This window comes from Desulfovibrio subterraneus (assembly GCF_013340285.1).
GTDB lineage: Bacteria > Desulfobacterota > Desulfovibrionia > Desulfovibrionales > Desulfovibrionaceae > Halodesulfovibrio > Halodesulfovibrio subterraneus.
On the sequence record NZ_BLVO01000012.1, the window covers coordinates 354873 to 376344 of the forward strand.

A 21472-nucleotide genomic window follows, 5' to 3' on the forward strand; every position below is an offset into this window, starting at 1 on the left:
GCTGAACAGGAGCCATTCATGACTGTCGCTGCTTCGTCCTTGCCCGTGTATGCCCTTGTGGACTGCAACAATTTCTACTGTTCCTGTGAAAGAGTGTTCCGGCCGGATCTTGTGAACCGGCCTGTGGTCGTGCTTTCCAACAACGACGGCTGTGTTATCGCGCGTTCCAACGAAGCGAAGACGCTGGGCATCCCCATGGGCGCGCCATACTACAAGCACAAGCAGATGATGGAACGCACAGGAACGACGGTTTTTTCATCGAACTATGCCCTGTATGGCGATATGTCGTCGCGGGTCATGCAGGTGCTCGGCAGCTTTTCGCCGGATATGGAAGTCTATTCCATTGATGAGGCCTTTCTGCGGCTCGATGGATTTCGCAGCCGCGACCTTGCCCGCTATGCACAGGACCTGCGCGGGCAGGTGGCGCAGTGGACGGGTATTCCCGTTTCCGTGGGCATGGGGCCGACCAGAACCCTTGCCAAGATAGCCGGCCGTGTGGGCAAAAAAATTCCCGCCTGCGAGGGCGTGTTCGACATTTCCCGTTACTGGGATACTCCGGCGGCAGTGGACAGGATTCTGGATACGGTGGCTGCGGGTGATGTGTGGGGCGTGGGCAGGCGCTACGCCGACATGCTGGCCGGACACAGGGTGCATACCGCCCGCCAGCTTCGCGACATGCCGGATTACTGGGTGCGTAAACACATGACTGTGACCGGCCTGCATACCGTGCTGGAGCTGCGGGGTATTTCCTGTATGGACCTTGACGCGGCACCGGCTCCACGGCGTTCTATTGTTTCTTCGCGGTCATTCGGCAGGCCGGTTGAAACGTATGCCGAGGCGCATGAGGCGGTTGCCGATTACATGACCCGCGCGGCGGAAAAACTGCGCCGCGAATCGCTGGTGGCGCATACGGTGGGTGTGGTTGTCAGGACCAACTCGTTCAAGAAGGAAGAGGCGCAGTATTCCAGTTTTCAGACCCGCAACCTTGCGCGCCCTACGGATTATACGCCATTTCTGCTGCAGGAAGGCAAGGCCCTGCTCGATGCCCTGTTCAAGGAAGGCTACCGGTACAAAAAGGTGGGGGTGATGCTGTCGGGGCTGGAGCCCAAGTACGGCGGGCAGTACAACCTGCTGGACTGCATGACCGGCGAAACGGACAGGGACAAGGCACGCGATACCCTGATGCGGGCTACGGATGCCATCAACGCCCGCTTCGGACGCGGAACCGTGGAATTTGCCGCCGGAGGCGTGAAAAAGGAATGGCAGATGCGGCAGGAATTCCGCTCGCCTCATTATACGACGGACTGGAAGGAACTGGCCGTGGTGCGCTGATTGTGTATCACTGCCGTGCGGCGCGGTGTTCATGGCAGGCGCATATGATGCTGCATCATTGACATAACGCCCCCAGAGGCGAATGATGCCTTCCGTTTACGGCCCGCAGAAGGGCCGGTTCCGGAGGGATTTGATATGGCTCTTTCCACGTGGCTTGCGTATGCGCTTCTCATGACGGTCATCGCCTACACTCCCGGCCCCATGACCCTGTTCTGTATGTCTTCCGGGGTGCGTCATGGATTCTGGCGTACCACGCCCGGCATATTGGGCGGTTCATCCGCCTACATCATACAGATGTGCATCGTGTATGTCGGTCTGGGCGCGGCGGTGCAAAGTTCCCAGATGTTTTTCCAGATCATCAAGTGGGCCGGTGTGGTCTACCTGTTCGTGCTCGGCGTGAAAAACTGGCGGGCTGCCTCTTCGCTGATGAACCTGCGCGAATCGGCGTGTCCGGTTTCCGCCCGCAAGCAATTTGCGCTCGGCTTTGCCACGGGCATGTCCAATCCCAAATCCATTCTGGTCTTCACGGCACTGTTTCCGCAGTTCATCAGGCCGGAGGGCAATTATACGCTCCAGTTCCTCATTCTGGGCGTTTCCTTTTTCGTTCTGCAGCTGAGCAGCGCAGGCACCTATGCCGCGTGCGGCTCCCGCATTGTGAACTGGCTTGTGCGCAGACGCATGGCGCATCTGCAGGGGCGGGTCACAGGTGGCATTCTCTTTCTTGCCGGCGGGGCGCTGGCCTTCAGCCGCAGATAGTTTTGCGCCCCGCGCGTTCCGCAGGCAGGTGGGGGAGCGATTCCCGCAAGCCGGACGGAATCGGGGCATAATGTGCCAAGGAACGTCGCAGTGCTTGACGGAATTGCGCTGCGTGTGTTTCGAGAGCAGAACAGGAATGGATGAAAGGCGGACTGTGCGGTGAGGAGTGTCGGCGGTCAGTCTGTGCCGCGCGCTGTGCCGTGCCTGTGTCGTACCAGTTTCGTATCTGTTCGTTTCGGGTTTGGGGTCCAAGCCGTGTGCAGCCGTGTGCATGCTACGGCGCGCTGCAACGCGATCAAACATAGTCCGGTGAACGCAATTACCGGATACAAGGGTGTGCCGCTCCAGCAGGGAGGGCAGTGAAGGGTGTATCATGTACGCACGTGAGTGGAAGTGTTTGTGTCCTCAGCAGAACAAGGATGGCTTTCTGGATTACCTGTACAAAACCGGCGTGCGCGAAATTCTTTCGGCACCGGGGTACATGGGCTTTCAACTGATGGACCGCAGCCTTGGCGATAAGGTGGAGATTGTTCTCATTACCTACTGGAAGTCGCTTGAGGCGGTTGCCGACTTCGTGGGCGAAGATATCGAAGTGGCCAAGCTGTACCCTGAAGATGAACTGTACGGCATTGAGCCTGATCTGACCGTCCGGCACTACAAGGTGCTGGAACGCAGCCTCGCCTGATAGTCAGGGACAGAGAAAAGAAGAAAAGCCGGACCCCGCAAGGGAGCCGGCTTTTGTTGTTTCATGGCCCGGAAAAAACAGTGAGGTCTAGTTCCGCTTTGCCTTGGGGATGAGCAGGTGGGAGAAGTAGTGGGGCTTTTCCGGCGCCTCTGCAATGCGTCGGACAATCTGCTCGCCTTCCATGCCGAGGCGGGAGACGAATACGGTTTCGCCGTTTTTGCCTGCCTCGTCCAGAACCTGACGGATGGCTTCGAAGTTGCGGTAGGTTTTCAGAATGATGCTGTTGTCGGCCTGCGTGAGCATGCTGCGCAGCGAATCGGTATCGCGTACGCCGGACATGAGCAGCAGATTTTCGTCTGATTCGCACAAAATGGTGCAGGTGCGTGCGGCGGAAGCCTGATACGAGGTGATGCCGGGCACGATCTCAATGGCGGTATCGGGCCTGCCTGCCTGCAGGGTGCGCATCAGGTAGCCGAAGGTGGAATAGATGAGCGGGTCGCCAAGGGTGAGAAAGGCACCGCTTCTGCCGGAATCCAGCACTCTGGCAACGGTTTCGGCGTTGGCTTCCCACGCGGCGGAAAGGGCTGCCTTGTCGCGGGTCATGGGAAAACCGAGCATGACGGTTTCCACATCCTCGCGCAGGTGCGGGGCCACGATCTGCAGCGCGGTGGAATAGTCGTTCTTGGTGGACGATGCGGCAAAGATGACATCCACCGTGCCGAGAACCTTGGTGGCCTTCAGGGTAAGCAGGTCGGGATCGCCGGGGCCGACGCCTATGCCGTAGAGTGTACCCGTCTTGGCGGGAGTGCTTGCTGTCATACTATCTGCTCTCTATGGGCGTGCGCCCTGATTGATATCGAATGCCGTTCCGGCAAATGCCTGCGGGTGCAGGAATTTCGCAAGTTCCTCCACCGCGTCCACGGCTCTGGGGCCGGGGCGGGAAAAGGCATGCTCGTCCACTGTCAGCAGTCTGCCGTCCTTGACGGCACGCAGTGTGGCAAAGTGAACCCGCTCGTGCATGGGCACAGGGGTAGGGTTCATGGGGCCGGTCTGCATGACATATACCTGCGGGTCGAGCCGGATAAGCTCTTCCTCGCTCAGGCGGACAAGTTTCATGTCGTTGGCCAGAACATTGGTGCCACCCGCATGGGTCACGATGTCGCTGACGATGGAGCGTACACCGGCCCCAAGCAGGTTGGGGTAGCGCACCTCGAAAAATACCGTGGGGCGGGCCGGTTCGTGTGCCACTGCGCGCGCCACTGCGTCAAGGCGTTTTTCCATGCCCGCAACAAGGGCCTGCGCGGCCTGCGGGGAATCGGTCAGCACGCCTATGCGCCGTATCACGTCAAAGAGTTCCGCAAAGCTGGATGGCTGGAAGAAGACAACAGGAAACCCCAGACTCTCGAGAATCTGCTGTGTTTCCGATGCCTGCTTGCGTCCGCCGAGTTGCAGGATGCAGTCCGGCCCCAGCGCGGTGATGATTTCCGTATTGGGGCGCATGTGTGTGCCGATGGAGGGCAACGCGGCGATGGAAGCAGGCTGCGTGTCTGCCTTGGTGCGTGCGATGATGCGGTCTTCAAGCCCCATGGAGGCAAGTATTTCGTTGAATCCGCCGTACAGGGCGATGATGCGGCGGGCAGGTGCGTTCAGGGTTATGGTCCTTCCTGCATCATCCACGATGCTCGGACGGTTCGGGGCGGTTTCCGCCCGCAGGCTGACCGGCATGGTCAGCACAAAGGCAGCCAGCAGGCCGATAAGCATGAGGACTGGAATCATCAATCTGGTTATGGAGGTGTGCCTTCCCGGACGCGGCGCGGGTCGGAGCAGGGATGTGGCGGTGCGGGGTTCAGCCATTGTGCTTCTCCGGCATGCAGGCAAGGGGAGAAAGGCATGCCTGCGGTGCTCCCGTGACGGGGTGGGAGACGATATGGATTCGGGTTTCATAAATGTCCGTAAGGTGCTGTTCGGTAAATACGTCCTGCACGGGGCCGTCCAGTACTATGCGGCCCTGCTTCAGAAAGACGAGCCGCTCGCAATAGAGCGCCGCCGTGTTCAGGTCGTGAATGGCGGAAATGACCGTGGTTCCCTGTGCATGCCGTGCGTGCAGCAGGCGGAACACCTCTACCTTGCGCGCAATGTCGAGGCCGGATGTGGCTTCGTCCAGCAGCAGGCAGGGTGTTTGCTGGGCAAGGGCGCGCGCTATGAGTACCCGCTGGAATTCGCCGCCGGAAAGGGTCAGTGCGGAGCGGTGCGCAAGGTGCGCCGTGCTGGTCAGCTGCATGGCCTTTGCGGCGATATCCCTGTCCTCGGCGGAGTAGCCGCCAAGAAAGGATATGTAAGGATAACGGCCCATCAGCACGAGCGAGAAGGCTTCCATATCCGGCTGTTCGCCCATCCGCTGGGGAACGGAGGCAATGCCCCGCGCCCGTTTGGCTGGTGATAGGGCAGAGGTTTCCGCACCATCCAGCAGCATTTCGCCGGATATGGGAGGCAGTACGCCGGAAAGGGTGAGCAGCAGGGTGGTCTTGCCGCTGCCGTTGGGGCCGAGCAGGCCGACCATCTCGCCGGACTGGACTGTCAGGTTCACATCGCGCAGCACGGGTTGTCCGGCATAGCCGCAGGTGACGTTGCGCAGGTTGATCATATGCCGTCCTCACGCATGCGCCGTCTGAGCAGCAGGCAGAAGAAGGGGCCGCCGAGCAGGGCGGTGACAACGCCCACGGGCAGCTCGGCACCTTCGGGCAGTATGGTGCGTGCAAGCACGTCGGACCAGAGCAGCAAAAGGCCGCCCGCAAGGGCGGAGCTGACCAGCAGCGGCCTGTGCTCGCCGCCCTGCGCCATGCGCATGAGGTGCGGCACCACAAGGCCCACAAACCCGATGACACCGGAAACTGCAACGGAAGCGCCCGTGAGCATGCTGGCACCGATGAGCAGCCACAGGCGTACACGGTCGGCGTTCATTCCCAGTTGTCTGGCCTGCGTATCACCGAGGGCGAGAATGTCCAGCTCGCGCGAAAAGCGCCAGATGAGCAGGCAGCCGATGCCGAACCACGGCAGAACCAGTGCACATTCGCGCCAGCCGCGCCCCTGCAGGCTGCCCATGATCCAGAAGACAATGGATGCCACGGATTCTTCATCCAGCGATTTGACCAGCGAAATGAGCGCGGCAAGGAAGGAGGCAATTACCACACCGGCAAGCACCAGCGATTCGCGGCGCAGCCTGCCGCCGGAGCGGCCGAGCATGATGACGGCAAACAGGGCGGCAAGCGCTCCGGTCATGGCGGCTGCGGGCAGTGTACCCACAAAGGGCAGCAGCGGCAGTGTGGCGGAAACGCCCAGCATGATGGCGAGCGATGCACCGAATGCCGCACCGCTGGAAACGCCCAGTGTAAAGGGGTCTGCCAGCGGGTTGCGCAGAATGCCCTGAAATACGGTTCCTGCCATGCCCAGCGCCGCGCCCACCATGAGTGAAAGCACAATCCTGCCAAGCCGGATGTCCCATACCACAAGAGTTGCGGCAACATCCGCCCTATCTGCCTCAGTTCCGGAGAGCTTGAGCCAGAGCAGCGAAAACACCTTGGCTGCGGGAATATCCACGGGGCCGAAAAGACAGGCCGCCGCCACCGAGACGACGCAGGCAGCCAGCGCGCACAGAGCCGTAAGGCGAAAACGCCTGCTGCGGCTTTCTGTCTGCGCCGGGTGCTGCGCGTTATTTCCGGTGACGGCGGTCATTAAATGCTCCTGTGTGGGGGACTAGTCGTCCAGACCGGCAAAGGCGTCGCGCAGGTGCTCCACCCAGATGCTGACCACGGCGTCAGATTCGCCGGTGCCGCGCAGCACGGTGTGCACGGTAAAGCCTTCCTTTTCCAGCACACTTTTCCAGCTGTCCGGTTCGGGGCCGGCCATGTCGTTGCGGGCATGGTCCCCTGCAACGGCCATCAGAGGCATAAGCCATACGGTGCGGGACTTGCGGGCCTTCAGTTCGGCCACGACATCCTCAAGGGAGGGAACGCCTTCAACCGTGCCTACATAGGCGTTGGGGTCAACCTTGGAAAGGTAGTACTGCAGGCCGGGGTAGTAGATATTTGCAGGATGGTGCGTGCCGTGACCCATGAGCACCACGGCGTCTGCCTTCTTGCGTTCGGCAGGGAAGGTGGAAACAAGCGCCTTGGCTGCCTTTTCCATATCGTCGGGGGAAGAGAGCAGTGCCTCGCCCAGCGTTACCGTGCGGGTGCCCTTGGGCATGTTGCGGAATGCGGCCACGATGCGGAGAAGGTCGTGAAATTCGGCTCCGGGGATGGTGTGCAGCGACTGCACAGCCACGCGGGTGAAGCCCTCATCGCCCATGTGCGCCAGAGCGGCGGCGGGAGAGAGTATTGCGGTTCCTTCATTCTCCTTGATGGTGTGTCGCACCTGCTTGGCCGAATAGGCCCAGCGTACTTCCGTGTCAGGGAAAGCTTTGCGCACTTCTTCCTCAATGTTGGTGAATGCGGCGCGCGCTTCGGGAATGGTGGTGCCGAAGGCGACGAGCAGAATGCCGTTGCGTTCGGCAGCCTGCTTGCCGTGTCCGGCAAAGGCGGGCAGCGCAAGGGCGAGAACCAGCATGAACGTGAGGATGGTTTTCGTCAGACGTGAAAGAAACATGAAAAACTCCAAAGGGTTCCTGAGGCTTTGTGAGGTGGCCGGAAAAAAGAATTCCCTCCACGCATAATGCATGGAGGGAATATCCGTATTTATTCCGTCCTGTTTCCGCTCTGCAGTAGCCCCGTGCAGGCGGAAGATGCCTTCGGCCCCGCGGTAGTCCGAACGTGGCGTACGCGAGTGCAGGGCCGCACCGAATGGATCAGGCAGGTCTTCCGGCTTGTCCCGCCGTTTCCGGCCTTCCCGGTGGTGAACCAGTGGCGCGCAGGGGAAACGGTTTGTTGTGGAGACTTACGGCGGCGGGTCCGCTCCCGATTTGAACGGGATTCCCTGTTAGGCCCCTAAGGGCACCTGAACGCAGAGACAATAGGCGAGGGGGCAATGCCGGTCAAGGATTCCCTGTGGCGGGGCGGAAACATGCACGATCAGGCGAGAGCGAGATAGATCCATGTAACCGCAAGCAGGCTCGCAATGCGGATGAACTGGCTCTGCAGCAGCATGACAAGGCCCAGACGCGGCGTGAACACCCCGGCATGCGAAGGCAGCTGATGCCGCAGCGCGCGGATGGGGGTGGCCACAATGGTGCCGAGAATGAGTGCAAGCACGATCTGCTGTGTGGTGAGCGTGCCTGCATCCAGCAGGGCCCCTGCCGCGGCAATGCCTGAGGTGAATTCCGCAGCTACGGAAAAGACCACCACTCCGGCAGCCTCCACAGGCAGCAGGCCCGTGACGGCCCAATGGGAAAAGGCATCACGCAGTTGTTCAAACACGCCCGTCTGGTTCAGGGCATACATCAGAAAATAGACCGGAGCCGTTATGGTGACGATGCGCTTGAACCGTTTGCGGAAGGCATCCAGCACTTTCTGGAGCGTGGTCTTGCGGCTTTCGGGCATGGCTGCGGTTGCCTGGGGAAGGCCTGCGGCTGCGGCAAGGCGTATCCGGCTCCACGCCAGCACGGCTATGGTGCGGGCAAGGGCCGCCACGGCATTGATGGAAAGATAGATGATACCGGCGGTGCGCGTCATGGGCACTACGATGAAAAAGGTGGTGGGCAGGTGCAGCAGAAAGACGGGCAGGCCCGTGTTTACGAGATAGGAAAGGCGCATCTCCTGCTGTGTGATTCTGCCGTCCTGCCAGTAGTTCATGAGCATGGTATTGGCCGTGGTGCCGGAAAAGAACGCCGCCGTGAAGGCCGCGCCGGACTCGTCGCGCAGATTGCCGAACCGCATCAGCGGGCGGACCATACGGGCCAGCATGGGAGCCCAGCCCATCCCTTCCACCGCAAGGCCGACAAGAAGACCGATGCCCAGATACAGTAGCATGCGCAGCAGGGGGTGCACCAGCCTGGGCCACGCCTTTGCCCATGCGAGCAGGGAAGGATCGTGCCGGACGATGAGAAACAGGGCGCCTGCGCACAGGATGAAAGGAAGAATGCGGGCCACAGCCCCGGTGCGTCCCTTACGCCTTTTGTGATTGGCGAGGGCGGCGTTTGCGGTGGCTTCGGAATGCGTTGCTGCCGGTGCGGATGAGGGCTGTTGTGTCTCGGTCAATGTCGTGAACCTTTGGCGGAAGATGAATATGCCGCCGGGAATCATGGCCCGCAACGGCAGTCGGAGGATATATCCCGATAATCGAAAAGTAACAATGCTGCGTCGTATCCGAAACAGGCAGTTGCTATTTTTCCATGGAAAAATGGGAGGGTACACATATGCATGCTGGTGCAGAGGGATATATTGCAAACGGTTTTTCAGGTGTGGGGAGTGTGCAGGGCAGGGCGGCGGGGGCTGCCGGTATGATCAATATGGCCGGTATGGTCGGTATGGCTAATGCGGACGGTAAGGACGGTCGGGAGAGCGTATCCACCGTATCTTCCCAAAAGGCGGTGCGGTATGAGGTCGTTCTGCCCTACAGGGAGAGCGCGCTGGAGCCGTATATCTCGGCGCGGGCAATCCGGCGTCACGCTGGCAGGCACATGCAGCGCTACAGCGAAGAGGTCACCCGCCTCTGCGCCGGAACCGGACTTGCCGGACGAAACCTGGAAGCCGTCATGACGGGGGCGCATCTGCTTGGAATGCAGCGGCTGACAGAGTGTGCCTGCCATCTGCACAACCACCAGACGTATTGGCAGAGCATGCGGCCGGGCGGCGGAGGGCGTCCCCGCGGGGCGCTCATGGAAGCCATAATCAGAAGCTACGGCACGTGGGAGAATTTTGTCTCCGTATTCCGCTCACGCGCGCTCAACAGGTTATGGACCGGGTGGCTCTGGCTGGTGAAGGATGGCAGCAATGTCATGCTCATGCACGATACAGGAATAAGTTCTCCAGTATTGCAGGGCAAAGCAGTTCTGCTGGCTCTGGATATGTGGGAATGCGCCTATTTCATGGATTACGGCGAAGACAGAGAGGCATATGTGGACGTCTTTCTTGGGCATCTTGTGAACTGGGAGGCTGCCGGACTGCTCTTCACGGCTTGCTAGCCCCTTCGTTTTCTTGTTTCGCCATGCTTTGTCACCTATGCCCGGGTGTACTGGTTCATGACAGAATTGTTTGTAGCTCCCGCTCATCAGAGAGGGGGCGTTTTATCATTTCAATTTTCCTTGAAGTTACTATAGAAGAGAAAGAATGATCGTCGGATACTGTCGTTCTATACATGCAGAGAAGGCTCCGGAGCTCGCGGCAGTTTCGTTCAGGATTGAGCAGGGCTGTTGTTCAGTCCTGCAGGCTTTGCATGAACGCTTTCATGCGGTATCCTGAAGCGCCAGTTGTAACGTTTATCGGGCGGTGGTATGTCCCATACGAATATTCTTCTCGAGTCCGGCACAAATGAGCTTGAAGTTGTCGAGTTCTACATAGACGAAGTCGGCGGCTACAGGGCGCATTACGGCGTGAATGTCGCAAAGGTGCTGGAGATTCTCCGCAAGCAGTCCGTCACGTCCATGCCGGGAATGCCGCATCCTGCCGTAATGGGCGCCTTCAAGCACAGGGATAACACCATTGTTCCGCTTATTGATCTTGCCAGATATCTGGACCGTGACCGGATTGATTCGGCCGAGCCCAAGGTCATTGTCACCGAATTCAACGAAGTGGTGACAGCCTTTCTGGTTTCCGGTGTGAACCGCATTCACCGCATGAGCTGGGAAGATGTGGAAGCCCCCAGTGAATTTTTGCAGAAAACATCTGCCAATTCGATAACAGGTGTTGTCCGTCTTGAAGGGCGTGTGGTTTTTCTGCTCGATCTTGAGATGATTGTGGCCGACCTTGATGTGGGGCTTGCCATACGCATGGAGGCCTGCACGCCAGAGCGTGCGGCAGGAAAAACCTATACCATATTACATGCGGATGATTCCGGCAGTGTGCGCAATCTGGTGAAGTCGCTGCTCGAGGCGAGCAATTTCAAGGTTATCCAGTTCACCAACGGGCGCGATGCCTGGGAGTATCTGGAAAAGCAGCTTGCTCAGGTACGCGAGGATGGCGGCAGTATTACTGACAGGATACAGGGCATCATATCCGACATAGAAATGCCCCAGATGGATGGACACAACCTGTGCAAGCGCATCAAGGAAAGTCCCGATCTGCGGCTGCTGCCCGTGGCGCTTTTTTCCTCGCTCATCACTGAAAAGCTTGAGCACAAGGGCAAGTCCGTGGGGGCCGACGCGCAGTTTGCCAAGCCCGACCTGCAGCGGCTGAGCGACTTCATGCTGCAGCTGCTCGAGGCCCGCGGCCTGTAACAGCCTTTCTTCCCCTTCCTGAAAAAAGTAACGCGCCGCTCCGGATTTCGGGGCGGCGCGGTATTGTCTGCCCTACGCTTGTTCATAGTGTAGGGCCTTGACTCTGTCGGGTATCCCCCCCGACAGTTTCCGAATGCCATCTCCTTACTTTGTCCTACGCTTGGAGCGGCTGGTTCGGAAGGACAGACCGGTGTCCTGACTCTCTATAGTCAAGAAGCATGCCAGAACAGGGAAATCCGCATTGCCCTAGGACTACCACCTTTTGCGAGTGATTCTCGATATCTTTTACCCCGTTGGGAGGCTCTCATGTTGCCCTATACCGCTCTGAAAGGGGGATTATTCCGTTATCTAGGAATTGCTAATCCTCTTTTCCGGAATAGAGCACAATGTTAATCCGAGAATACGGATTAACGGCATTTCCGTTGCGGTGTGGCAATGCCATATTTCTTCAGCAGATCGTACAGGTAGGACCGTGATAGCTCGGAAATAGTGCATGCTGTAGCGATGTCGCCGTTGCTTTGGTCCATGAGTTCAATAAGATAGCTGAGAAAAGCCTTGTCCCGATATTCGAAGAACGGCCGCAGTGGCTGTCGGGATTGCGGCTTGTCTTCAATTTCGGAATAAGGCGTAGAGGGGAGGCTCCTGACAGGTGTGGCGCTTTTCTGATGTGTTGGCGTTTGAGCAGAAGCACCTGCTGTGGGGGTGGCGGGGGGCAGCAGCGTAAGGTCGTCGCGCAGGTCTGTTGGTTCTGCGCTTTCACTGATACTGCAAAATGCCCCGGGCCGGAGTGGCGGGGTGAAAGTGTCGGGAGTGTCAGAAGTGCCGGGAATGAGCGGGGCGTCGGGGGGCAGAGGGGCGTGAACCGGCTTTGAATCCGCTTGGGCAGGAACGTCGCCGGAGGCCGGACGCAGGGCAGCGGGGGCATCCTCTGTCTGCTGGGTGTTGGCGGCTGCCCGTGCAATGCTGATGCGGACGTGGTCCGGCAGGTGGCGTGAAAAGAGCTTTGTCTCATCCTGTGCTGCAAGCACTGCGCGTTCCAGCGTATGGATGAGCTCGCGGACGTTGCCCGGCCACTGGTATTCCCTGAGCGCCGCATGCAGGTCGGTGGAAATGCTCTTGGCAGGCATGCCGTATTTGCCGCATATGCGCCTGATGTAGTGATTGGCGAGTTCGGGCAGGTCGTCTATGCGTTCGCGCAGCGGCGGAATGTGCATGACAACAGTGCGCATGCGGAAAAGCAGGTCGCTGCGGAATGTGCCGCGCGAAACCATTTCTTCAAGGTTGCGGTTGGTGGCGCAGATCAGGCGAAAGTCAGAGGTGATTTCAGCACGTCCGCCCACGGGGCGGAAGCGGTGTTCCTGCAGCACGCGCAGAAATATTTTCTGCATGGCAAGTGGCAACTCGCCTATTTCGTCAAGGAACAGGGTGCCTTTGTGGGCCTGCGCCACGAGGCCGTCTCTATCCTTGTCCGCACCGGTGAACGCACCCTTGCGGTGACCGAAAAGCGTGGAGCCTGCCAGCGTTCTGGACAGGGACGCGCAGTCCACGGCCACAAAGGGGCCGGTGTTGCGCTGGCTGTTGTCGTGAATGGCGCGGGCGAACACTTCTTTACCTACGCCGGTTTCGCCGTACAGCAGGGTGGATGCGTCCGATGCTGCAGCCTCGGAAACAATATCCAGACACCGGGCAAGACCGGGGCTGCCGCCGATGATGGAGTCGCGCTTGAGCCGCACTTCACCGCGCTTGACGGGTTTGCGTCCACGATAATCCAGCGCGCGTATGAGCGGCAGCACCATGCGGTCCACCGCACCCTGCTTGGCCACGTAGTCCCATGCACCGTTGCGGATGGCGCGCTCCGCCCCGTCTGCCGAGGCGGCATCCGTGGTCATTATCACTTCGGGCCTGGCGGGCAGTGTGCGCAGCTTGGGCAGGGCTTCAAGGCCGCTGCCGTCGGGCAGGGCGGTATTCAGAAAAAGGATGTCGGCATTACGCAGCGAAGGCGAAGCAAGGGCGGCGGTCAGCGACTGCGTATGCTCCGCCTGATGTCCGAGTCCGGCCACAATGGCGCCGAGCGATTCGCAGAAGGCAGGATCGGCGTCTATGATGAATATGCGTGCCATGTCGGTGGGTCTACTCCTGCTTGGTGTCGAGCGCTATTTCCAGAAGGTGCAGCATGGCCTGAGAATCCATGGGCTTGCGTGCAAAGCAGCATATGCCGGATTCGCGTGCAAGGTCCAGCGTGACGGGGTCTGCCGCATCCCTGCACAAGGCTACCTTTACGTCGGGGTGTATGCCCCGCACGGTGCGTGCAAGCTCAAGCCCGTTCATCTGCTGCATGGCAAAGGCCGTAACAATGAGGTCGAAGGTGGCGGGCGATTCCATGAAAACGCGCAAGGCTTCGACACTGCCGGAAATGGTGTCGATACGGTAGCCCAGCGGAGCCAGCAGGCCGCGCCATTTGCGCAGTTCGCGCGGGTCGCCGTCCACAACCAGAATGCGTTCGCTGCCAAGGCGCGGGGCAGGGGCAAGTGGCTGGCTCTGGTCCACTTCACGGGCGTGCGATGGCAGATACAGGCAGAAGGTGGACCCGAGTTCCGGCTCGGAAAGAACGGTTATGCCGCCGTCGTGTGCACGGGCAATGCCGTGCGCCACGGAAAGGCCCAGTCCCTGAGCGCCGCTGTTGCTTTCTGTGGTGAAGAAGGGCTCGAAGATACGGGTGGCGATCTGCTCCGTCATGCCGCAGCCGGAGTCCTGCACGGTGAGGCGGATGTAATGCCCCGGACTGAGGTCGGCACGGAAGGCGGCCGTGCGTTCATCCAGTTCCACGTTGCGCAGGCTCACACTGATGGTGCCGGTTTCGCCCACGGCTCGTATGGCGTTGCTCATCAGGTTTTCCAGCACCTGCCGGATCTGCACTGGGTCTGCCAGCACTGTATCAGGGTGGGCGGAAAGGTCTTCGCGCAGTTCCACTTCCATGGGAAGCAGCGGGCGCAGGTCATCGAGCGTTTCGGTAATGAACGGTGTGATGGCCACGGGGCGTTTGTCGCCTTCGCGCTGGCGGCTGATGGTGAGAAACTGATACATCAGGGCCTTGGCCCTGTTGGCCGCGCCCAGCACTTCGTTCAGGTTGCGGCGCACCGTGTGGTTTTCCGGAATGTTGCGCAGGGCTTCTTCCGTGTTGCCCAGAATGGGTTGCAGCAAGGTGCCGAAGTCTGCGGCCATGCCGCCTGCAAGAATGCTCACCGCCTCCAGTTTCTGTGACTGGCGTAGCTGTTCTTCAATGAACGCGCGCTGGAATTCGCTTTCCTTGCGCTGGGTTATGTCTACCAGCGTGCCTTCGTAATATCTGATGGACCCCTTGGTGGTGTATACGGCGCGGGCATTGATGAGCCCCCATATGAGTCTGCCGTCCTTGCGGCGGAACTGCAGCTCAAAGTTGGAAATGTTGCCGTGCGATTTGAGCTGCTCAAGCATTTCGAGAAAGCGGGGGGCATCCAGCAATATGGAATGCCGGTCTTCCGGAAACTGGCGCAGCATGGCACCCGGCGAGGGGTAGCCGAAAATTTTGGACAGGGCAGGGTTCACCAGCAGGAATGTTCCGGTGCGGGATTTGCGGAACATGCCTTCCACGGCGTTGTCGAAAAAGCTGCGTACGTCATGTTCTTCTCTCTGCGGCAGCTGCGGGCGGACGGTGGGCGGGGTGTGGTGCTCTGTCATGCGGGCGACTCTAGCCTTGCGGCGCGGGCATGGCAAGCGGGGGGCTGCAGTCCGTTTTCGTAAAGCCCTGTCCACCCTCCGTTACGTCCCTTCGGTACCGCCTTTGCGGCGTACTCAGACCATGCTTTCGCCGATATCCAGATACAGCTGATGATACGGGTTGCGTCTCGCGCGGGGCACTGGGCTCCGCCTTATAGCAAGAAGCAGGAGGACAGATAATGACGAGGCATTCTCGTGCAAATGTAGGCGTAGCCCGTTCCCGCATGATAACTACGGAAGAGTATCTGCGGGCCATGTTCGGCGAACAGGGTGAAGGCTGGAACATGGCCAACACTGCAGGGGCGCGCGGCAGGGGTGGTGCGTATGATGTGAGCGGCATGTTTGCAAGCGAGTGGGAAACGCAACTCGACGACAGCGGGTTGCCCGTGTTTGCAGATCAGGCTGGGTATCGTCCTGCGGGAGTGAATGGCCCCGGCGCTCAGGCGGATTGGTTCGGCGCACTCTTTTCGCAGGGAGATGATGGAGAGGTGGATGAGGGCGGCAACGCTGTATCGGGTAGTGATCAGCCTGCAGCGAAGGCTCGTGCTGCCGGAACCGGAGGCACTGGGAAAAGGGATTCCGGGAGAGGCGTCATGCCGCAGGCTGGGCCGGACCAAACTCGTGATCTGACACCGGACATGGTGCCCCGCGAGGAGGTGCGACGCTTCACAGTGAGTGCACCGGGGGCTGCATCAGGAACTGCACGCGGGGGTACCTCCAGCGTTGCTCTGCCCGCCCAACGTCAGGTGTTTGCCGAACTCTTCGTGAAGCGGGATGAGGAGGGGCGAATCGTTCGTAAATCTCTGCGCACCGCATTGGGGGCGGACGTGCGCACCTACGCCTACGATGCAGATGGGCGTCTTGTCGCAAGCGGTATGGCTCTTGGCGGTGACGGGGATGCGGGCGCGGCAGGTGGGCGGATGGTGCCTCGTTCTGCCGGGGCTGCTGTGGTTGATCGCCAGCGGTACGGGCAGCCTTCAGGTGCAACTGAACTCGTGAGCGAGGCCTATGCCTATGGTTCCGCAGGCGAGCGTCTGGTCTCGGCCTGCGCTGGCAAGGGGGAGACTCGTTATGCTTACGATGAGGCTGGTCGCTTGATACAGGCCGGTGCCGTGCGATTCGTGTATGACCAGTCCGGCAGGCTGACTCGCCGCCTCAGTTCGGGCGGGGAAACCCGTTTTGCCTATGATGCTGCCGGAAATCTCACTTCTGTTGTACTTCCGGATGGTAAGGCGGTGGAGTATCTGCTGGACGCTGTGGGAAGGCGTATCGCCAAGTTCGTGAATGGCGCCAGAGTGGAGAACTATGCATGGCATGACACTGTGACGTTGGAAGCGGTATCCCGTGGTGACGGTGCTGTCCTGTGCCGTTTTATATACGAAGAAGGCGCGCGTATGCCGGTCTGCATGGAATGTGACGGCCAACGCTACTCTCTTGCCTTCGACCATGTGGGCACCCCCTTTGCGGTTGCCAATCCAAACGGCGATTTGATACAGGTTTACAGGCACGATGCCTTTGGGAATATCGATAATGTGCTGGTGCAGAATGTGCCTATCCCCATCGGCTTCGGAGGTGGCCTGCTTGATCCCGACACCGGTCTGGTTCATCTCGGTGCCCGCGAGTACGACCCGAGTATCGGGCGCTTCATCCAGCCAGACCCCCTCGGCTACGCTGGCGGCGATGTGGATGTTTATGGCTACTGCCTTGATGATCCCATCAATCTGGTAGACCCAATGGGGCTGGAGGGAGCAGCTGTAAACGAGGTTCGTAGACCCATTGCCCATGCCCCTATAGTGGTGCCCGGAATGCCCCTCTTGGATTATCCGACTATCAGGCAGTCTCAGTATCCTGAAGGAGTGTCAGTTGCAGGGAGTGCCAGAGAGAAAGTGGATACTGGTCCGGTTTTTGAGAATGCGAGGAGGTTTGGAGAAGATTTTTCTGGTATTACTGTGGATTACTTTAATTTTATTCAGAAAATTCCAGATTTGAGACAGATTCTCCCGGAATTGGGAGCTGCCGGGCTAGCTGAGCTTCAAAAAAGGGACGGTGGGAGTGGGGAGCAAGGTTCTCCACATGGCAGGAAATGGGATCGGGGAAGATAATTATAATTCGTCCAGCGTCTGTTTTTCAGGCGCTGGACATCACATGCGGGGAAGTTATGCTTTTGAATACTCTGATCGGATATTTTATTGTATTCATATTTATGTTGCTCGTTGTAGAATTAGTGTTTTCTTGTTTTCGGATTAATCTGAGGAGAATTTTTGTTTGCAGAAGGCTTGGTATATCGCTCTCAGAGGCAACAAGCTATGGCGTACGTATGATTCGCGCGAGTGATAGATTTGTGCATGGATTTGTATTTTTTACAAGCAGCATAGCTTTATATTCTGCTACCATTAACGGAATTGAAATTATAAGCATCGGTGATATTGTATTCTATACTTTATTTTTTATTTTAATGTCTTCGTCTGTTGTTCTTTTAGTGGCAGGGTATTATCATTGTGTGATTGTTAATGATGGTACAATTACATTTGTTGGAATTGCTCCGTGGTGTTTCGTTAAAAGTAAATGTGATAGTTATAATGATGTTGTGCATAAAGACAAAGTGAAGGGTGGAATAAACCTTGGTAAAATATTTTTGTCAGAAAAAGAATATGTGGTATCATTTGATGTGTCTGGAATATGCTCCTCTTGTGGAAGTGAGTAGATAATATTGATAGTTTAATGATGTGTGTTGGTTGTGACGTTGTGAACTTGTGATCGATGTCCTATGTGATGCGCAATGCAGATAAGAATGAGTAATGTAGCTTTTGCAGTCTTTTTTATCGCGACTGGAGTCATTTCATTCGGAGATGGGCCTCCGCGTTGGAAATATGGAGGCCCGGAAGTACCTTGGTGGATTGGTTATGTATTTATTGCCTGCGGCTGCATAATGCTCTGCATGGAACTGTGGGCTGCCCGTAAGCGTAGGTAGAATAATGACAGGTCAGCAGCGTTGCTGTTGGCCTGTGTTTTGTGAGTCTGCGCTTCTTTGCGTTCTATTTGATTGGACGTTTGGAGATGTATATGGATTTAGATATATTGCTTTTGGTGGGTACGTTCATATTTATTGCAATAATGAAAAGACATGAGCGTAGGTTTGGGGAATATTGTCCCAAATGTGGAGCTTTTAACCGTGTGGCTATGATTAAGAAACACACGCCGACAGTGTTGCTGTATATTTTTTTGCTGTGGTTGCGGGTTTTTATGCGAAGAACGATATTTATATTTTGGGCGCATTTTTTATTTTTTGTGGATGGATATATTTTGTTTTGTTTAAGAAACAGCATGTTTGTAAATGAAGCAGCATTGTAGCTGAGGGTGACAGTGTGACCTGTTTGTATGGTCTGTACTTTGTGAGAGATTGCGTTTTATATTGCTTCAGATTGAGCAGTGTCTATTTCGACACCGGCATTATCCGTCCTTACGAAAGCCGGGGGGCTTATGATGAAATCAAATGACGGTGGTAGGTTTAGTGCAAATAAGAATGTCTAATGTCGCGTTTGCTGTTTTTTTCATTGTAAATGGCTTCTTGTCATTTGGAGTGAAAGATCTCCATTGGAAGTATAATGGGCCGTCAATACCCTCATGGATTGGATATGTTGAAATAGCCTGCGGCTGCATAATGCTCTGCATGGAACTGTGGGCTGCCCGCAAGCGTAGATAGCAAGAAAGCAGGCCGATGGCTCGGCCATTGGCCTTTAATCTGCGCCCCATAAATTTATGTTGTATTTTTCGGCTCCGGCGGTTTTTTTCGGTCTAAGATGGTTGTGGAAGGAACGTTGAAAGATGAACAAAATGATGCTGCAAACAGCACAGCAAAGTGGTGAACAACGGGCCATGGTTGCCTGTTACTTCGGCGGCCTCCCCCGTTGTATATATTGTGCTGGAATTCCTCTGGTCTGCACGGAGAAACTTGTCCTGCTGGAGGCATATACCAAGTTCGGCGAGTATGACGGCATTGAGGCGTATCCTGCCGACGAGATAGACGAGATAAGAACGGGGAGTCGCCTCTTGCATGCTCTTGCCATGCTTGCATCTCGCTACGAACCTGACAGGCAGCCATACAACGGCGGTGCGGAATCTGACTTGTATTCTCTGTTGCAGAAACACTGTGCTGACCACACTCTTGTTTGTCTGGTTACACGTAGCGGCGGGGAGCGGCAGGAATATTACGGCCGCATGGTGCAGGTTTCTCCTGAAGCCTTGGAGCTGGCCGTTTTGGATGAATATGGTAATGACGATGGGGTCGTACAACTGTCCACGCCGTCTGTTGCCGGTCTGTGGTTCGACAGCAGAGAATGCCGATCTCTTGAATTTCTGGCAGGCCGAAATTCCTGACCCGCGAATGTGATCGGTGGATGGCGGGTAACTGTCTCCCCGGTAACGTTTGAACCGCTGCAAAACAACGATTGAGAATGACCATGGATGCACAACTGTTGGCGGAAATTGAAGCATGCATACAGCAAAAGGCCATGGCCAGCTTTTACCGCACAGACTTGCCGCGCGATAGTTTTCTGGTGGGAGTGCCTTTGTCCGTTACGCAAGAGGCGTTGACGATCTGCTTGTTTGACAGGCAGGGAGAAGACGATGGCGTTGTCTGTTTTCATGCTGATGATATCGATATGATGCAGCAACGCGATGCATATACCCACCGGATTGCGCAACTGGTGTCCCGCACTTCGCATGATTCAAACATATGCGATGCAACGGGCGGATGGATGTGTGACAGCATAGAGGCGGTGCTGCACCGTGCCATGAATATGGGCTGCCTTGTCGGGGTGCACTCTGAGGTGAACGCAGGCGATGTGACTGTGCATTACGGCATTGTGCAGCAGGTGGATGATGAAACGCTCATGCTGGAGACACTGAACGAGACTGGCGGACGTGACGCCTGTGTGCTTGTGGATATCCTGTCCGTCACGGCTGTCGAACACGCCACCAAAGCGTGCAGAGCCCGTTCCTTTCTGGCGGAAAGGAGTGTGATGCAGCAGGGCGCAGCTCCACAGGGAGCTTGAGCAATCACAGGCTCGTGCGCATAACGCTTGATACGACAAACGGCGTTACCGGTAGCGGTAACGCCGTTTGTCGTCCTTAATATAATGATGGGCCCTGCGCTTATTGTCTCGGCAGCAGCAGATACATGACCCTGTCGATGATGTTCAGCAGGTCAAGATACAGCCCGCCGCTGGCCATGGGCGGCCCGAAAAGGGCGGTGCGCTGGTTCTTCAGAGACTCGCGGGAGACGGTTTCCGGAAAGGTCTTGGAAAGCGTCATGGCAAGGCGTTCTGCCAGCAGGTAGCCCTTTACGCCTTCATGGAAGAGACGCAGTTTCTCGAGGAAGGTGGCAGAAATCTCGTTCCAGTATGCCAGCGCATCTTCCGTTGGATTGGATGACACCGCCGAGCAGATGGCGCTGTACAGGTTGTTCAGGTTCGCACCGGGAATACCGGCCCGCCAGCCGATGAGCCATGCATTGCGCTGAAAGAAGAGGCAGTGGTTTTTGCCTATGGTGACGATGTCGTCGAAAATTTCGCGTGCTTCCACAAGGGCAGGGTCGTTCCACACGGTGGGCGCGTGCTCCAGATCCCACGGCGGTACTGCGGAGTGAGCGGCGGATAATCCATCAGGGCAGGCTTCACTTCTGGTCAGCTCGTGGATGATGTGCGCGAGCCAGCGGTTTGCGTCCGGTGAATCCGGCGTTTCCAGATGCGTGTAGCTGAGCACGTAGCGGCCCTTGCCATACGTGCCGGAAAGCACGCAGGGCTGACCCGTGAGAAAAGTGGGGCGCAGCTTGATGTCGTACAGGGCTTCCCAGTCGTTGAAGGTGCCGGGGGGCAGGGTGCCGAGGGGCAGGTCGGCAATCCAGAAATCTTCGCCCGGTGTGGTGTAGCTTGCCAGCACTTCCACATCGGTTCCCTCTTCAGGGGCAAAGCGGGCGGGCCACCATACGGGCACCAGCGGGGAATCGCCCAGTGTGTCAGGGACAAGGTGTCCGGCTTTGGAAATATCCGTGCCTATGCTGGTGTGAATGTGTCCGCTCACAAAATGCTGCATGCGATCGGTAAACTTGGCGCGCCCCCACGGGCATAGCCCCAGACCGTCCGCACTGGTCAGGCCCAGTCCGGCGCCGCCGCAGAATCCCAGATAGCTGCCGCCGCTGTTCACATAGGCGCGCACGGCGTCAAGCCCTGCATCGCCCAGTGCGTCGGACTTCAGCCGCGCATTACCGCCGGGTACCAGCAGCAACGCGGGCGGCTTGCAAGAAAGCAGTCCCTGAGATATTTCTTCCCCCCGCACGATGCGGTAAGGCAGTTGCATGGCTTCTATGGCCCGCCATACGAGCAGGCCCCAGATGTGGGATTCGTCCCATAATATATAGATGCTTGACATTGTCCTTCCGCTCATTAGTGTGTCCGTCTGGCGGACTTGGCCGCTCTGTGCTATCTGGCAGCTTGAAAGTGGGCAGTGTAGCAGCGGGGCGTCGCTTACGCAAACCGAAACGCGACACCGGACTCTATCGCCGGTAGCAACATATC

The 21472-nt window shown here is 57.7% G+C and carries 19 protein-coding genes and 1 riboswitch; of the genes, 10 read left to right on the plus strand and 9 right to left on the minus strand.

Going from position 1 to position 21472, the window contains the following annotated elements:
* Positions 1–18: 18 nt before the first annotated feature.
* From HUV30_RS05550 to HUV30_RS05560, 3 genes are all read left to right on the plus strand, one after another.
* Positions 19–1332: a Y-family DNA polymerase gene (locus HUV30_RS05550; protein ID WP_174404421.1), complete on the plus strand. Its 1314-nt coding sequence runs from the start codon at positions 19–21 to the stop codon at positions 1330–1332.
* A 135-nt stretch (positions 1333–1467) separates the two neighbouring features.
* Positions 1468–2088 carry a LysE family translocator gene (locus HUV30_RS05555; RefSeq protein ID WP_174404422.1) on the plus strand — a complete coding sequence of 207 codons (621 nt, stop codon included), beginning with the start codon at positions 1468–1470 and terminating at the stop codon, positions 2086–2088.
* Between the two features lie 373 nt (positions 2089–2461).
* Positions 2462–2773, plus strand: a complete 312-nt coding sequence (locus HUV30_RS05560) for an antibiotic biosynthesis monooxygenase family protein (RefSeq protein WP_174404423.1) — start codon at positions 2462–2464, stop codon at positions 2771–2773.
* An 87-nt stretch (positions 2774–2860) separates the two neighbouring features.
* On the opposite strand, the gene cobI is transcribed toward HUV30_RS05560, so the two are convergent.
* The 6 genes from cobI to HUV30_RS05590 form a co-directional block, all read right to left on the minus strand.
* A complete protein-coding gene (cobI, locus tag HUV30_RS05565) occupies positions 2861–3592 on the minus strand; it encodes a precorrin-2 C(20)-methyltransferase (RefSeq protein ID WP_174404424.1) in 732 nt (243 codons plus the stop codon).
* Between the two features lie 12 nt (positions 3593–3604).
* Positions 3605–4627, minus strand: coding sequence for an ABC transporter substrate-binding protein (locus tag HUV30_RS05570; RefSeq protein ID WP_243452083.1), 1023 nt, complete (start codon positions 4625–4627; stop codon positions 3605–3607).
* The gene (locus HUV30_RS05575; RefSeq protein WP_174404425.1) at positions 4620–5417 is read right to left on the minus strand and encodes an ABC transporter ATP-binding protein; all 798 of its coding nucleotides are present in this window, start codon (positions 5415–5417) and stop codon (positions 4620–4622) included. The genes HUV30_RS05570 and HUV30_RS05575 overlap by 8 nt, the downstream gene beginning before the upstream one ends.
* Positions 5414–6505 (minus strand): FecCD family ABC transporter permease, encoded by a 1092-nt coding sequence (locus tag HUV30_RS05580; RefSeq protein ID WP_174404426.1) that lies wholly within the window; start codon positions 6503–6505, stop codon positions 5414–5416. Before HUV30_RS05580 ends, HUV30_RS05575 begins: the two co-directional genes overlap by 4 nt.
* 21 nt (positions 6506–6526) lie before the next feature.
* Positions 6527–7417: a sirohydrochlorin cobaltochelatase gene (locus HUV30_RS05585; RefSeq protein WP_174404427.1), complete on the minus strand. Its 891-nt coding sequence runs from the start codon at positions 7415–7417 to the stop codon at positions 6527–6529.
* Positions 7418–7602: 185 nt separating this feature from the next.
* Positions 7603–7784: riboswitch (cobalamin riboswitch) on the minus strand.
* 55 nt (positions 7785–7839) lie between these two features.
* Positions 7840–8964: a nucleoside recognition domain-containing protein gene (locus tag HUV30_RS05590; RefSeq protein ID WP_243452084.1), complete on the minus strand. Its 1125-nt coding sequence runs from the start codon at positions 8962–8964 to the stop codon at positions 7840–7842.
* Between the two features lie 158 nt (positions 8965–9122).
* Between HUV30_RS05590 and HUV30_RS05595 the strand changes: the two genes are divergently transcribed.
* Together HUV30_RS05595 and HUV30_RS05600 are read left to right on the plus strand one after the other, a co-directional pair.
* Positions 9123–9890: a superoxide dismutase gene (locus tag HUV30_RS05595; RefSeq protein WP_174404428.1), complete on the plus strand. Its 768-nt coding sequence runs from the start codon at positions 9123–9125 to the stop codon at positions 9888–9890.
* A gap of 309 nt (positions 9891–10199) precedes the next feature.
* The gene (locus HUV30_RS05600; protein WP_174404429.1) at positions 10200–11141 is read left to right on the plus strand and encodes a chemotaxis protein; all 942 of its coding nucleotides are present in this window, start codon (positions 10200–10202) and stop codon (positions 11139–11141) included.
* Between the two features lie 407 nt (positions 11142–11548).
* Here the strand turns inward: HUV30_RS05600 and HUV30_RS05605 are convergent, their stop codons facing one another.
* Positions 11549–13261, minus strand: a complete 1713-nt coding sequence (locus HUV30_RS05605; RefSeq protein ID WP_174404430.1) for a sigma 54-interacting transcriptional regulator — start codon at positions 13259–13261, stop codon at positions 11549–11551.
* 10 nt (positions 13262–13271) lie between these two features.
* A complete protein-coding gene (locus tag HUV30_RS05610; protein WP_174404431.1) occupies positions 13272–14858 on the minus strand; it encodes a hybrid sensor histidine kinase/response regulator in 1587 nt (528 codons plus the stop codon).
* A 218-nt stretch (positions 14859–15076) separates the two neighbouring features.
* Between HUV30_RS05610 and HUV30_RS05615 the strand changes: the two genes are divergently transcribed.
* The 5 genes from HUV30_RS05615 (at position 15077) to HUV30_RS05635 (ending at position 19951) form a co-directional block, all read left to right on the plus strand.
* Positions 15077–16999 (plus strand): RHS repeat domain-containing protein, encoded by a 1923-nt coding sequence (locus HUV30_RS05615; protein WP_174404432.1) that lies wholly within the window; start codon positions 15077–15079, stop codon positions 16997–16999.
* A 56-nt stretch (positions 17000–17055) separates the two neighbouring features.
* Entirely contained in the window at positions 17056–17601 is a 546-nt protein-coding gene (locus tag HUV30_RS05620; protein WP_174404433.1) for a hypothetical protein, read from the plus strand.
* A 359-nt stretch (positions 17602–17960) separates the two neighbouring features.
* Positions 17961–18248 carry a hypothetical protein gene (locus HUV30_RS05625; RefSeq protein WP_174404434.1) on the plus strand — a complete coding sequence of 96 codons (288 nt, stop codon included), beginning with the start codon at positions 17961–17963 and terminating at the stop codon, positions 18246–18248.
* A 474-nt stretch (positions 18249–18722) separates the two neighbouring features.
* A complete protein-coding gene (locus HUV30_RS05630; protein ID WP_174404435.1) occupies positions 18723–19274 on the plus strand; it encodes a hypothetical protein in 552 nt (183 codons plus the stop codon).
* 83 nt (positions 19275–19357) lie between these two features.
* Positions 19358–19951 (plus strand): hypothetical protein, encoded by a 594-nt coding sequence (locus HUV30_RS05635; RefSeq protein ID WP_174404436.1) that lies wholly within the window; start codon positions 19358–19360, stop codon positions 19949–19951.
* Between the two features lie 100 nt (positions 19952–20051).
* Here HUV30_RS05635 and HUV30_RS05640 read toward each other — a convergent pair whose 3' ends face one another.
* A complete protein-coding gene (locus HUV30_RS05640) occupies positions 20052–21326 on the minus strand; it encodes a BPL-N domain-containing protein (protein ID WP_174404437.1) in 1275 nt (424 codons plus the stop codon).
* Positions 21327–21472 lie beyond the last annotated feature (146 nt).